General features: G+C 71.8%; 12 protein-coding genes. 6 read left to right on the top strand and 6 right to left on the bottom strand.

Going from position 1 to position 13538, the window contains the following annotated elements; genetic code table 11:
- Positions 1-2: 2 nt before the first annotated feature.
- Both cobT and ABZY45_RS04010 read right to left on the bottom strand, forming a co-directional pair.
- Positions 3-1136: a nicotinate-nucleotide--dimethylbenzimidazole phosphoribosyltransferase gene (gene cobT, locus ABZY45_RS04005; protein ID WP_356735828.1), complete on the bottom strand. Its 1134-nt coding sequence runs from the start codon at positions 1134-1136 to the stop codon at positions 3-5.
- 147 nt (positions 1137-1283) lie between these two features.
- Positions 1284-2486, bottom strand: a complete 1203-nt coding sequence (locus ABZY45_RS04010; RefSeq protein WP_356735830.1) for a bifunctional adenosylcobinamide kinase/adenosylcobinamide-phosphate guanylyltransferase — start codon at positions 2484-2486, stop codon at positions 1284-1286.
- A gap of 86 nt (positions 2487-2572) precedes the next feature.
- Between ABZY45_RS04010 and ABZY45_RS04015 the strand changes: the two genes are divergently transcribed.
- Complete coding sequence (locus ABZY45_RS04015; protein WP_033300039.1) at positions 2573-2776, top strand: hypothetical protein; 204 nt, start codon at positions 2573-2575, stop codon at positions 2774-2776.
- A gap of 68 nt (positions 2777-2844) precedes the next feature.
- Here the strand turns inward: ABZY45_RS04015 and ABZY45_RS04020 are convergent, their stop codons facing one another.
- The 3 genes from ABZY45_RS04020 to ABZY45_RS04030 all read right to left on the bottom strand — a co-directional run bounded on the left by ABZY45_RS04020 (position 2845) and on the right by ABZY45_RS04030 (position 5387).
- The gene (locus ABZY45_RS04020; protein ID WP_356735832.1) at positions 2845-3921 is read right to left on the bottom strand and encodes a trypsin-like peptidase domain-containing protein; all 1077 of its coding nucleotides are present in this window, start codon (positions 3919-3921) and stop codon (positions 2845-2847) included.
- A gap of 72 nt (positions 3922-3993) precedes the next feature.
- On the bottom strand, positions 3994-4728 hold the full coding sequence (locus tag ABZY45_RS04025; protein WP_356736581.1) for a methyltransferase domain-containing protein: 735 nt from the start codon (positions 4726-4728) through the stop codon (positions 3994-3996).
- A 59-nt stretch (positions 4729-4787) separates the two neighbouring features.
- On the bottom strand, positions 4788-5387 hold the full coding sequence (locus tag ABZY45_RS04030) for a DUF3043 domain-containing protein (RefSeq protein ID WP_356735834.1): 600 nt from the start codon (positions 5385-5387) through the stop codon (positions 4788-4790).
- Between the two features lie 296 nt (positions 5388-5683).
- On the opposite strand from ABZY45_RS04030, the gene ABZY45_RS04035 reads away from it, so the two are divergent.
- The 5 genes from ABZY45_RS04035 (at position 5684) to ABZY45_RS04055 (ending at position 12189) form a co-directional block, all read left to right on the top strand.
- Complete coding sequence (locus tag ABZY45_RS04035) at positions 5684-6466, top strand: PspA/IM30 family protein (RefSeq protein WP_356735836.1); 783 nt, start codon at positions 5684-5686, stop codon at positions 6464-6466.
- Between the two features lie 10 nt (positions 6467-6476).
- Positions 6477-6755 carry a hypothetical protein gene (locus ABZY45_RS04040; protein WP_356735838.1) on the top strand — a complete coding sequence of 93 codons (279 nt, stop codon included), beginning with the start codon at positions 6477-6479 and terminating at the stop codon, positions 6753-6755.
- 123 nt (positions 6756-6878) lie between these two features.
- Entirely contained in the window at positions 6879-8144 is a 1266-nt protein-coding gene (locus ABZY45_RS04045) for a histidine kinase (RefSeq protein WP_356735840.1), read from the top strand.
- On the top strand, positions 8141-8830 hold the full coding sequence (locus tag ABZY45_RS04050) for a response regulator transcription factor (RefSeq protein ID WP_356736583.1): 690 nt from the start codon (positions 8141-8143) through the stop codon (positions 8828-8830). The genes ABZY45_RS04045 and ABZY45_RS04050 overlap by 4 nt, the downstream gene beginning before the upstream one ends.
- Before the next feature lie 203 nt (positions 8831-9033).
- Positions 9034-12189 (top strand): efflux RND transporter permease subunit, encoded by a 3156-nt coding sequence (locus tag ABZY45_RS04055; RefSeq protein ID WP_356735842.1) that lies wholly within the window; start codon positions 9034-9036, stop codon positions 12187-12189.
- 100 nt (positions 12190-12289) lie between these two features.
- Here ABZY45_RS04055 and nadA read toward each other — a convergent pair whose 3' ends face one another.
- Entirely contained in the window at positions 12290-13477 is a 1188-nt protein-coding gene (gene nadA, locus ABZY45_RS04060) for a quinolinate synthase NadA (protein ID WP_356735844.1), read from the bottom strand.
- Positions 13478-13538: the final 61 nt, after the last annotated feature.

A 13538-nucleotide genomic window follows, 5' to 3' on the forward strand; every position in this document is an offset into this window, starting at 1 on the left:
TGTCAGGCGGTGGTGTCCGCGGGGCGGCCGTCCCCGGCAGACTCCTGCGAGGGCGCCTCGGCTTCCTCGCCCTCCGCGTCGTCCTCGACGGCGGGCTCCCGCGGACGCTCGGGCAGCTCCGCCGCCAGCGCCGCGGCGGCCTGGACGAGCGGCAGCGCCAGCAGGGCCCCGCTGCCCTCGCCCACGGTCACACCGTGGTCGAGCAGCGGGGTCAGCGCCATCCTGTCCAGGGCCTTGAGCTGCGCGGGCTCCCCGCTCAGCTGCCCCGCGAGCCACCAGTCCGGCGCCCGGAACGCCGCCCGCTGGGCCACCAGCGCGCAGGCCGCCGAGACCACTCCGTCCAGCACCACGGGCATCCGGCGCACCGCGCTCTGCAGCAGGAACCCCGTCATCGCGGCCAGATCGGCGCCGCCGACCGTCGCCAGCAGCTCCAGCTGGTCACCGAGGACCGGCCGGGCGCGGCGCAATGAATCCCGGATCGCCGCGCACTTGCGCATCCACGCCAGATCGTCGATGCCGGCGCCGCCGCGCCCGGTCACCACCGAGGCGTCCGTGCCGCACAGGGCCGCGATCAGGGTCGACGCCGCCGTCGTACCGCCGACACTCAGATCACCCAGCACCACGAGATCGGTGCCGGAGTCGGCCTCCTCGTCGGCGACGCGGATCCCGAGAAGCACGGCCTGCTCGGCCTCCTCGGCCGTCAGCGCGTCCTCGACGTCGATCCGCCCGCTGCCCCGCCGCACCCGGTGGCGTACGACCGCCTCGGGCAGCAGCGCCGGATCGCAGTCCAGACCGGCGTCCACGACCCGGACCGGGACGGAGAAGCGGCGGGCCAGCACGGCGACGGGGCTCGCCCCGTCCAGCACCCCCCGCACGAGTTCGTGCGCGGAGCCGGCGGCCCGGCCGGACACCCCCAGCTCCGCCACCCCGTGGTCACCCGCGAACAGCACCACGCGCGGCCGGTCGACCGGCTTGACGGGTACCGCCTGCTGAGCGGCCGACAGCCATTCACCCAGCTCGTCGAGCCGGCCGAGAGCACCGCCGGGGACGGCCAGCCGCTCCCGGCGTTCCTCGGCATCACGCCGTACGCCCCCGTCGGGGCGTTCGATCAGGTCGGAGAAGTCGTCCAGATTCACGGGGGTCTGCCTCGCGGGTCGTCACAGGTGGGCCGGAACCCGCCCGGGGGCTCCTGTGCGGAACAGTACCCGGCACTTCTTTCCGCATCCCGGCTCGCACCCACCCGGCGATCGGACCCGCGTGCCCGGCCCGCGCCCGCCCGGCGATCAGCCCCGCAGCACCAGCGCCTGTCCCGCCACCACGAGCAGCACGTGCTCGCACTCGGCGGCGAACGCCGCGTTCAGGCGGCCGAGTTCGTCCCGGAAGCGCCGCCCTGACGCCGTCGCGGGGACCACGCCCGAGCCGGCCTCGTTGGTCACGGCGACGACCGTACGGCGCGTACCGCGCACCGCGCGCACCAGTTCGGCGACGCGTTCGCGCAGCTTCTCCTCCCCGCCGCCGGCCCAGCGCTCGTCGTCCCACGCTCCGGCCCGGTCCATCGCGTCGGTCAGCCACAGCGACAGACAGTCGATCAGGAGCGGCGGGCCGTCCTCCTCCAGCAGCCCCGCCAGCTCGCACGTCTCCTCGGTGCGCCAGGCGGCGGGCCTGCGGTCCCGGTGCAGCCCGATCCGGGCCTCCCACTCCGCGTCCCCCTGGCGGCGGCCGCCCGTCGCCACGTACACCACCTCGGGGAAGGTCTCCAGGCGCTGTTCGGCCTCCACCGACTTCCCCGAGCGGGCGCCGCCCGTCACCAGCGTGCGCCGGGGCACCTCGGGCACGGCGTGGTAGGCGCCCACCGGCAGCGTCGTCCCGTCCGGCACGGCCCGCGCCCCGCCCGCGGCTAGTCGGCGGTCCAGCTCGGCGCCGGGCGGCGCGTCATGGTCCAGGTGCACGGCGAGGATCTCGGTGGCCGCCCCGACCGCGTCCACCGCCCGCAGCCGGGCCACCGCGTCGGGCCGCGCGATCACGTCGCACACGACCATGTCGTACGGCTCGGCGACAGGGTCGGCCAGGCCGGCGGGGGAGGCCCCGGGCGGCAGGTAGAGCAGGCGCTCACCGTCGGGTGACGTCACCTCGTACCCCGTACCCGGCGCGTCCATCGCCAGGGCGCGCACCCGGTGACCGCTGATCAGCGTCAGCTCCTGGCCGTCCGGGATCCGCCCCGCGGGGGGCAGCGAGGCGGGCAGTTCCATCGCGGGCCCGTCGTGAGGATGGGTCAGCAGCACCTGGCGTACGGCGGCGAGCGAGCGGCCCGCCCGTGCGGCGGCGAACACGGCGCCCGGGGTGAGGTCGAGCAGCAGTGCGTCGTCGACGAGCAGCGCGGTCGCCGCGCGCGCCCGCGCACCGCGGGCGGACGCGCAGACGGCGCAGGGGCAGTCGGGCCGCGGCAGCCCGTCGGGGGCGCCGGTGCCGAGCAGAGTCAGTTCCACGCTCTGATCCTCCCGTGTCCATGAACCACCTGCGCGGCCGGGACACCCACTAGTCTTCGGGGAGCAACGTGACCCAGGAGGCGGACATGGCGTGGACGTGGCGGTTCGAGAAGTCCGACGGTACGGAGACGGAGCCGGCGCTGCAGCCGGAGGAGTTCACGACCCAGGGCGACGCGGAGTCCTGGATCGGTGAGTTCTGGAAGGAGCTCCTGGAAGGCGGCGCCGACCAGGTGACGCTCTTCGAGGACACGACGAAGATCTACGGCCCGATGAGCCTCCAGGCCGACTGAGGCCTCCCGGCCCGCCCCCGCGTCCGGGCGGGCCACGGCCCGGCGGCCGTCCCGCCCCTGACCGGCGCTCAGATCTCGCCCAGGGTGACCTCGGCCGTCCTCGCCGAGCCCCCTCGGGTGTACGTCACCGTGACCTTCTCGCCCGGCTCGGTGCCCGCCAGGGCCTCCGAGAGCGACGTGATCGTCGTGATCCGGTCGTCGTCGACCTTCGTGACGACGTCCCCGACGCGCAGACCCGCCTTCTGCGCGGCTCCGCCGTCCTGGACGCTCACGATCGCGACGCCGGCCGGCTGGTAGTCGTCGTCCACCACGGTGCGGCCCGTGATGTTCAGGCCCGCCCGGCCCGAGTCGGTGACCTTCCCGGACCTGATGATCTGGTCGGCGACCGTCCGCACCATCGAGACCGGGATGGCGAACCCGATCCCCGGTGCCGCGCTGCCGCCCAGCTGCGGGTCGGTCGCCGCGAGGGTCGGGATACCGATCACCTCGCTGTCGAGGTTCACCAGGGCGCCCCCGCTGTTCCCCGGGTTGATGGCCGCCGAGGTCTGCACCATGTCGACGAGCGTCGCCCCGGTGCCGCCGCCCGAGCGGCTCTCGCTGACGGTCCGGCCAACGGCCGACACGATGCCTTGGGTGACGCTGCTGGACAGGCCGAGGGGCGAGCCCATCGCGAGGACGATCTGCCCTACCTCGACCTCGTCGGTGTCGCCGAACTTCGCGGCCCGCAGCCCCTCGGGGACGTCGTCGAGCTTGATGACGGCCAGGTCCTGATCCGGATAGCTGGAGACCAGCGAGGCCTTGAGCACCTGCTCACCGGTGGCGACGCTGACGTCGAAACTCTTCTCGTCGCCCACCACATGGGCGTTGGTGACGACATGGCCCTTGTCGTCGTAGACGATGCCCGACCCGAGCCCGTCCCCCGCGCCGACCTGCACGACGGAGGGCAGCACGTCCCTGATGACGTCCTGGTACTGCTCCTCCAGATCGCCCGCGGCCCGAGACACCACCACCCCCTGGCGAGCCGGGGCGGCCGTGGGGGCGGCGGGCGGTCCCGCGCAGCCGACCGCCAGGGCCGACAGGCAGACACCGGCGGCCAGAGGCGTGAGCGAGCGGCGAACCCGGCTGCGGGCAGGGGATGCGTCCATGCCCGGAGTATCGCCAGGGCCCGCCTCGACGGCCTGCCTGGTGGGCCGATCAGGCGTACGGTCCCGGCCGTGTCAGCCGCGTACCCCACACAGGTGCAGCAGCGCGGCGATCCCGCGGTACGGGTCCGTCCGGCCCGCCCGGTCCTCCGCGGCGAAGATCTTCGCCAGCTCCTCGGGGCCGGGCAGCTCCGCGTCGTTGCTCACGTTGTCCGTGAAGACCCGCACGCCGTACCAGGCGTGCAGCGGGGCGGCGATCCCGGCGAGCGTGGACCGCAGCGCGTCGAGCCGGTCGGCCCGGACGTCGAGCCCGAGCCTGTTGCGGTAGGTGTCCGTGTCGAACGCCGCGAGAGCCGCGCCGAAGTCCCCGCTCGTACCCGGCCGCATCGCGAGCGCGTCCGCGTTCCGTACGAGCAGCGAGAGCAGTCCGCCCGGTGCCAGCATCCGGGCGAGCCCGGCCAGCATGGGATCCGGGTCGGGGACGTACATGAGCACGCCGTGGCACAGCACCACGTCGAAGCTGCCGGGCAGGAAGTGCACCCCGGTGTCGCGGCCGTCCCCCTCGATGAGGCGGAACCGCTCCCTGATGCCCTCGGGCTCGCGCGCGAGGGCCTCCCGCGCCGAGCTCAGCATCTCGGCGTCGGACTCCAGACCCGTGACGGAGTGCCCGGCCCGCGCCAGGCGCAGGGACTGCGTGCCCTGGCCCATGCCGACGTCGAGCACCCGCAGCCGCTGCCCCACGGGGAAGCGCGCGGCTATCTGCTCGTCGAGCTGCCGGGCGACGAGCTCCTGGCGGACGGTGTTGCGCAGTCCGCCGAGCCCGCCCAGCCACTGGGCGGAAACCCCCGTGAAGCCGGAGGCCTCCGTGCTCAGGGCCGCTCTCCCCGCTTGACCTGCGGCTTGGGAAGACGCAGGCGACGCATCTGGAGCGTGCGCATCAGGCCGTAGGCCACCGCGCCGCGCTTCGGGGTGTCGGGGAAGCGCTGGGCCAGCTGCTTCCTGAGCCGGAGACCGAGGCCGATGGAGTCGACGACGATGAGCACGATCACGCCGAGCCAGAGCAGCAGCGAGATGTTCTGGATGTTCTGCACCTGGATCACGCTGAGGATCAGGATGATCACCGCGAGCGGGAGGAAGTACTCCGCGATGCAGAAGCGCGAGTCCACGAAGTCGCGGACGTAGCGCCGCACGGGCCCCTTGTCGCGCGCGGGCAGATAGCGCTCGTCGCCGGAGGCGAGCGCCTCCCGCTGACGGGCCATGTCCGCCCGGCGGGCTTCGCGCTGGCGCCGCGCGGCCTCCTTGCGGTCGGTCGGCGCGCCACTGGAGGCACGCCGGCGCTGCGTCTGGGCATCGCTGCGCTTGGGGGTGGGGCGACCCTTGGGAGCCTGAGGGTCGCGGGGCGTCTTGGAGAGGTCCGCCGTCACCTTGCCGGTGGGGGCCTTCTCTTCCTTGGAGCGGCTACGGAACACAAAACCCAAGGGTACGGGGTCGGCCGCGGCAACCGGGGACCGGCCGGGAACGATCCGGCAACGGCCCGCGTCCTGAAAAGTGTCCCGACAGGGGCAGAACGGACGTCGCCCCGGCTTACCCCGAGGTTCGTCTACTCCTTGCGCGGGAGTGGTCGCGGGCGGCAGTCGTCCTTGGGTAGGAGCACATCCGTGCTCGAACAGTGCGGTAATGGAGACAGGGCCCGTACTGTGGGTTCTGTTGGAGTGCTGGAGCTCAGTCCGTCAGAAGGGGGCGCGCGAAGCCCATGAGCGGTGTCATGAAGCGTATGGGAATGATCTTCCGCGCGAAGGCAAACAAGGCCCTTGACCGGGCCGAGGATCCGCGCGAGACCCTCGATTACTCGTACCAGAAGCAGCTCGAACTGCTCCAGAAGGTACGGCGCGGTGTCGCCGACGTGGCGACCTCGCGCAAGCGGCTCGAGCTGCAGCTGAACCAGCTGCAGGGCCAGTCGTCCAAGCTGGAGGACCAGGGCCGCAAGGCACTCGCGCTCGGCCGCGAGGACCTGGCCCGCGAGGCGCTGTCCAGGCGCGCCGCCCTGCAGCAGCAGGTCAGCGACCTGGAGACGCAGCACCAGACGCTGCAGGGCGAGGAGGAGAAGCTCACCCTCGCGGCCCAGCGCCTCCAGGCCAAGGTCGACGCCTTCCGGACGAAGAAGGAGACCATCAAGGCCACCTACACCGCGGCCCAGGCCCAGACCCGGATCGGTGAGGCCTTCTCCGGCATCTCCGAGGAGATGGGCGACGTCGGCCTCGCGATCCAGCGGGCCGAGGACAAGACCCAGCAGCTCCAGGCACGCGCGGGAGCCATCGACGAGCTGCTGGCCTCCGGAGCCCTGGACGACCCGTCCGGCACGGCCAAGGACGACATCGCCGCCGAGCTGGACCGGATCTCCGGTGGTACGGATGTGGAACTGGAACTGCAGCGGATGAAGGCGGAGCTGGCCGGAGGTTCCGCCGGGCAGCAGCAGGCCATCGAGGGCGGTGCGCAGGACGCGGCACCGCAGTCGCAGCAGTCTCCGCACAAGTTCGACAAGCAGTGAGGACGGCGTCATGATCGTACGGATCATGGGGGAGGGCCAGGTCAGCCTGGCCGAGAGCCATGTGGCCGAGCTCGACGAGCTCGACGACATACTCCTCGCGGAGATGGAGAGCGGTGACGGGCCCGGCTTCCGCACCACGCTCCACGCGCTCCTGGACAAGGTGCGCGAGCTCGGCTCACCGCTCCCGGACGACTCCCTGGAGCCCTCCGAACTGATCCTTCCGGCACCCGACGCCACCCTCGAAGACGTGCGCTTCATGCTCCGCGACGGCGGGCTGATCCCCGGCTGACGGGCCTGCCCGCTCCGCACTCCTCGCGGTGCCCCGCCCCGGCTTCGGCCGGCGCGGGGCACCGCGCTGTGCACCCCCTCCGGCGGCCCCGGCCGTCGAGGGCACGCCGTACCGTTGTCCGACGTGACCACCCTCGGAACCGGGTTCGTGCGCGCACGCCGCTGGCTGCGCGGCCACCCCCTCGCCTTCGACGCGTGGCTCGCCGTCGCCGTGCTCGCCTGCATGATCTGCGCGTCCTTCGTCGAGCAGAACCCGGGCCGCGGACCCGTCTTCGGCACCCGGACCCCCGAACCGTCGAGCGTGCTCCTGATGGTGCTCGCCGCCGGGGCGCTTGTCCTGCGCCGGCGCAGGCCCATGACGGTGCTCGCAGTGACCGGCCTGCTGTCGGCCGCCGAATTCCTCCTGATGGACCCGCCCGCCCCCGTCGTGATGAGCACGGTCATCGCGCTCTACACCATCGCGGCCGGCACCGACCGCCCCACCACCTGGCGCGCCGGCCTGCTGACGATGGGGGTGCTGACCGTGACCGCGATGGTGGTCGGAGCCAGCCCCTGGTACAGCCAGGAGAACCTCGGCGTTCTCGCCTGGACGGGCCTGGCCGGGGCCGCGGGGGACGCGGTGCGCAGCAGGAGGGCGTTCATCGACGCGATCAGGGAACGGGCCGAGCGCGCGGAGCGCACCCGCGACGAGGAGGCGCGCCGCAGGGTCGCCGAGGAACGGCTGCGGATCGCCCGGGACCTGCACGACGTCGTGGCCCACCACATCGCCCTGGTGAACGTCCAGGCCGGGGTCGCGGCGCACGTCATGGACAAGCGCCCCGACCAGGCCAAGGAGGCACTCGCCCACGTACGGGAGGCCAGCCGCTCGGCGCTGAACGAACTGCGGGCCACGGTCGGCCTGCTGCGCCAGTCCGGCGACCCGGAGGCGCCTACCGAACCCGCGCCCGGGCTCGCCCTCCTGGACGCGCTGGTGGAGACGTTCCGCAACGCCGGCCTCCCCGTCGAGGTGGCCTGCACCGACCGGGACAGCCCGCTCCCCGCCGCGGCCGACCTCGCGGCCTACCGGATCATCCAGGAGGCCCTGACCAACGTACGCAAGCACGCGGGCGCCGGTGCCAAGGCCGAGGTGAGCGTCGTACGCGTCGGGGGGACCGCCGAGATCACCGTCCTGGACAGCGGCGGGGGAGCGGCCCCCGCCCCCGGACCGGACGACGGCGGCGGCCACGGCCTGCTCGGCATGCGCGAGCGCGTCACCGCGCTCGGCGGCACGCTCACGGCGGGACCCCGTTACGGAGGCGGCTTCCGGGTCCATGCGATCCTGCCGGTCATCGCCCGCACAAGCGCGCCGGAGGAGCCGGGCGCGGCGGGGAGGACGGGGGGATGCGCATGACGCCCATCAAGGTGCTGCTCGCGGACGACCAGGCACTGCTGCGCAGCGCGTTCCGCGTCCTGGTGGACTCCGAGCCCGACATGCGGGTCGTCGGCGAGGCCGCGGACGGGGCGGAGGCCGTGGCCCTGGCCCGTTCGACGCGGGCGGACGTCGTCCTGATGGACATCCGGATGCCGGGCACCGACGGACTCACCGCGACCCGGACGATCAGCGCGGACCCGGACCTCGCGGGCGTACGGATCGTCATGCTCACCACCTTCGAGGTCGACGAGTACGTGGTGCAGGCGCTGCGCGCCGGCGCCTCCGGCTTCCTGGGCAAGGGGGCCGAGCCGGAGGAGCTGCTCAACGCCATCCGCATCGCCGCCGCCGGTGAGGCGCTGCTCTCCCCGGCGGCCACCAAGGGCCTGATCTCCAGCTTCCTCGCGCAGGGCGGCGGCGCGGGCGAGGGCCCTGACTCCGCCGAGTACTCCGCACGCCTGGCGGCGCTCACGGGTCGCGAGCGCGAGGTGCTGGTGCTGGTCGCGGGCGGTCACTCCAACGACCAGATCGCCGACCGGCTCGCCGTCAGTCCCCTCACCGTGAAGACCCATGTGAACCGGGCCATGGCCAAGCTCGGAGCACGCGACCGGGCGCAATTGGTGGTCATTGCGTATGAATCGGGCCTGGTCCGTCCCAGGGTGGACTGACGGGTGGAGTTCCGGCTACTCCAGCTGCGGTATGCGCGGAACGAGAAAAGCACCCCGGGGGCCGACGAATTCGCTCGCGGGATCGGCGAACGTATAGGTGGGCGGGCTGTGTCCCCGGTGACCATGTGCGTCGCCGTCGTGACCATGCGCGTCGCCGAGCAGCCGCCCACCTGCCGCGTACGCCACAGAAGAGAGACCCACCCATGTCCTGGCTGTCCAGATTCAGCCTCGCGCAACGGGCCCTGATCGGGCTGATCTCGATCGTCGCGCTCGTGTTCGGTGCGATCGCGATCCCGCAGCTCAAGCAGCAGCTGCTGCCCACCATCGAGCTCCCGATGGTGTCGGTGCTGGCCCCCTACCAGGGCGCGTCTCCCGACGTGGTCGAGAAGCAGGTCGTCGAACCCCTCGAGAACAGCATCAAGGCGGTCGACGGCGTCGAGGGCATCACCTCGACCGCCAGCGAGGGCAGCGCCGTCATCATGGCGACCTTCGACTTCGGTGACGAAGGCACCAAGCAGCTCGTCGCCGACATCCAGCAGGCCGTGAACCGTGCCCGCATCCAGCTGCCCGACGACGTGGACCCGCAGGTCATCGCCGGTTCCACGGACGACATCCCGACCGTCGTCCTCGCCGTCACCTCGGACAAGGACCAGCAGGCGCTCGCCGACCAGCTGGACCGCACGGTCGTCCCGGCCATCGAGGACATCGAGGGCGTCGGCCAGGTCACGGTGGACGGCGTCCAGGACCTCCAGGTCGCCGTCGTCCCGGACGACAAGAAGCTCGCCGCGGCGGGTCTGAACGCCGCCTCGCTGGCCCAGGCCCTCCAGGCCGGCGGCGCCACCGTCCCGGCCGGCTCCTTCGCCGAGTCGGGCAAGAGCCGCACCATCCAGGTCGGCGGCTCGTTCACCTCGCTCGAGCAGATCGAGGACCTCAAGGTCTCCGTGCAGAACCCGGCGACGGGTGAGAGCGGGAAGCCGGTCCGTGTCGGTGACGTCGCCACGGTGAAGCAGGAGCCCGCCACCGCCGCCTCCATCACCCGCACGAACGGCAAGCCTAGCCTCGCCGTCATGGCGACGATGGACCAGGACGGCAGCGCCGTCGCCATCTCGGACGCCGTCCAGGACAAGCTTCCCGACCTGCGCAAGGACCTCGGCGCCGGTGCCGAGCTCACGGTCGTCTCGGACCAGGGGCCCGCCGTCTCCAAGGCGATCTCCGGCCTGACCACCGAAGGCGCGCTCGGCCTGCTCTTCGCTGTCGTCGTGATCCTGGTGTTCCTCGCCTCGATCCGCTCCACCCTGGTCACCGCGGTCTCCATCCCGCTCTCCGTGGTCCTCGCGCTGATCGTGCTCTGGACCCGTGACCTGTCGTTGAACATGCTCACGCTCGGCGCGCTGACCATCGCGATCGGCCGCGTCGTCGACGACTCCATCGTGGTCCTGGAGAACATCAAGCGGCACCTCGGTTACGGCGAGGAGCGCCACTCGGCGATCACCACCGCCGTCAAGGAGGTCGCCGGCGCGGTCACCTCCTCCACGCTCACCACCGTCGCGGTCTTCCTGCCCATCGGCCTGGTCGGCGGCATGGTCGGCCAGCTCTTCGGTTCGTTCTCCCTCACCGTCACGGCGGCGCTGCTGGCTTCGCTGCTGGTCTCGCTGACCGTCGTACCGGTCCTGTCGTACTGGTTCCTGCGGGCCCCCAAGGGCACCGACGGCGACCCGGACGCGGCGCGCCGCAAGGCCGAGGAGAAGGAAGCCGCCAGCCGGCTCCAGCGGATCTACGTCCCGGTGCTGCGCTTCGCGACCCGGCGGCGTGTCACCAGCATCGTCATCGCCTTCGTGGTCCTGTTCGGCACCCTCGGCATGGCCCCCCTGCTCAAGACGAACTTCTTCGACCAGGGCGAACAGGAGGTCCTCTCCATCAAGCAGGAGCTGACCCCCGGCACGAGCCTGGAGGCGGCCGACGAGGCGGCGAAGAAGGTCGAGAAGGTCCTCGCGTCGGACGACGGCGTCGAGGACTACCAGGTCACCGTCGGATCATCCGGCTTCATGGCCGCCTTCGGCGGCGGCACGGGTGCCAACCAGGCGTCCTACCAGATCACCCTGAAGGACTCCGCGGACTTCGACGCCACCCAGGAGCGGATCGACGAGGCCCTCGGCAAGCTCGACGGCATCGGCGACACCACGATCGCCGCGGGTGACGGTTTCGCCAGCCAGGACCTGAGCGTCGTGGTCAAGGCCGCCGACGCGGACGTCCTGAAGAAGGCGTCCGAAGCGGTGCGGGCCGAGGTGGCGAAGCTCGACGACGTCACCGACGTCCAGAGCGACCTCGCACAGAGCGTCCCGCGCATCTCGGTCAAGGCCAACGACAAGGCGGCCGACGCGGGATTCAACCAGACCACGCTCGGCGCCGCGGTCGCCGGCGCGGTGCGCGGCACCCCGTCCGGCAAGGCGATCATGGACGACGCCGAGCGGGACGTCCTGGTGAAGTCGGCGAACCCGGCCACCACGATGGCGGAACTGAAGGCCCTGCCCCTCGGTCCCGTCAAGCTCGGCCAGATCGCCGACGTCGAGCTGGTCCCCGGCCCGGTCTCCATGACCCGGATCGACGGCCAGCGCGCGGCGACGATCACGGCCAAGCCGACCGGCGACAACACGGGCGCGGTCAGCACCTCGCTCCAGACGAAGATCAACGACCTGGACCTCCCGGAGGGCGCCACGGCGACCATCGGCGGCGTGTCGCAGGACCAGGACGACGCCTTCATGAAGCTGGGCCTGGCCATGCTGGCGGCCATCGCGATCGTCTTCATGCTGCTGGTGGCCACCTTCCGGTCGCTCATCCAGCCGCTGATCCTGCTGGTCTCCATCCCCTTCGCGGCGACCGGCGCCATCGGACTCCTCGTCGCCACCGGAACCCCGATGGGCGTCCCGGCGATGATCGGCATGCTGATGCTGATCGGCATCGTGGTGACCAACGCGATCGTGCTCATCGACCTGATCAACCAGTACAGGTCGCAGGGCATGGGCGTCGTCGAGGCGGTCGTCGAGGGCGGACGTCACCGTCTGCGCCCGATCCTGATGACGGCACTGGCGACGATCTTCGCTCTTCTCCCGATGGCGCTCGGCGTCACCGGCGAAGGCGGCTTCATCTCCCAGCCGCTGGCGGTCGTGGTGATCGGCGGTCTGATCACCTCCACGCTGCTCACCCTGCTCCTGGTGCCCACGCTCTACGCGATGGTCGAGCTCCGCAAGGAGCGCCGCGCGAAGAAGAAGGCGGCCAAGCGCGAGGCGAAGTCCGGCGGAAACACCCCGGAGGCGGCGGAGGAGCCCGCCTCCGAGGAGCCGGAGCCCGCGAAGGCCTGACGGAGGCTCCGCAGCAACCGAGAAGGCCCCCGATGCCGTGCGACGGCATCGGGGGCCTTCCCCTTTCGGCGGCGGGTCCGGGGCGGAGCCCCGAACAGCCCTACGGCAGCGCCAGCATCCGCTCCAGCGCCAGCTTCGCGAACTTCTCCGTCTCGGCGTCGACCTGGATCCGGTTGACCAGGTTGCCCTCGGCCAGCGACTCCAGGGTCCACACCAGGTGCGGCAGGTCGATCCGGTTCATCGTCGAGCAGAAGCAGACCGTCTTGTCGAGGAAGACGATCTCCTTGTCCTCTGCGGCGAAACGGTTCGCCAGCCGGCGGACCAGGTTCAGCTCCGTACCGATCGCCCATTTGGAGCCGGCCGGAGCCGCCTCCAGCGCCTTGATGATGTATTCCGTCGACCCCACGTAGTCCGCGGCGGCCACCACCTCGTGCTTGCACTCCGGGTGCACCAGCACGTTGACGCCCGGAATCCGCGCCCGGACGTCCTCGACGGACTCCACCGAGAAGCGCCCGTGCACCGAGCAGTGCCCGCGCCACAGGATCATCTTCGCGTCGCGCAGCTCCTGCGCGGTCAGCCCGCCGTTCGGCTTGTGCGGGTTGTAGAGGACGCAGTCCTCCAGGGACATCCCCATGTCCCGCACCGCGGTGTTCCGGCCCAGGTGCTGGTCGGGCAGGAAGAGAACCTTGTCGCCCTGCTCGAAGGCCCACTCCAGCGCCCGCTTCGCGTTGGACGAGGTGCAGATCGTGCCCCCGTGCCGGCCGGTGAAGGCCTTGATGTCCGCGGAGGAGTTCATGTACGAGACCGGCACGACCTGCTCGGCGACCCCGGCCTCCGTCAGCACGTCCCAGCACTCGGCGACCTGCTCCGCGGTGGCCATGTCGGCCATCGAGCAGCCCGCCGCCAGGTCGGGCAGGACGACCTTCTGGTCGTCGCCGGTCAGGATGTCCGCCGACTCCGCCATGAAGTGCACGCCGCAGAAGACGATGTACTCCGCCTCGGGCCGTGCCGCCGCGTCCCGCGCGAGCTTGAAGGAGTCACCGGTGACGTCGGCGAACTGGATGACCTCGTCGCGCTGGTAGTGGTGGCCGAGCACGAAGACCTTGTCCCCGAGCTTCTCCTTGGCGGCGCGAGCCCGCTCCACCAGGTCCGGGTCGGACGGGGAGGGCAGGTCGCCGGGGCATTCGACCCCGCGCTCGCTCCGCGGGTCGGCCTCGCGGCCGAGCAGCAGAAGGGCGAGAGGCGTGGGCTGGACATCCAGGGGCTGGGCGGTGGTCACGACACGCACCCTTTCTTTTCTGCGAAAAGCCTTTTCGTCTAATTGACGCTATCTATCATAACCGCTTCGT

This window comes from Streptomyces sp. NPDC006516 (genome assembly GCF_040611875.1).
Taxonomy (GTDB): Bacteria; Actinomycetota; Actinomycetes; order Streptomycetales; family Streptomycetaceae; genus Streptomyces.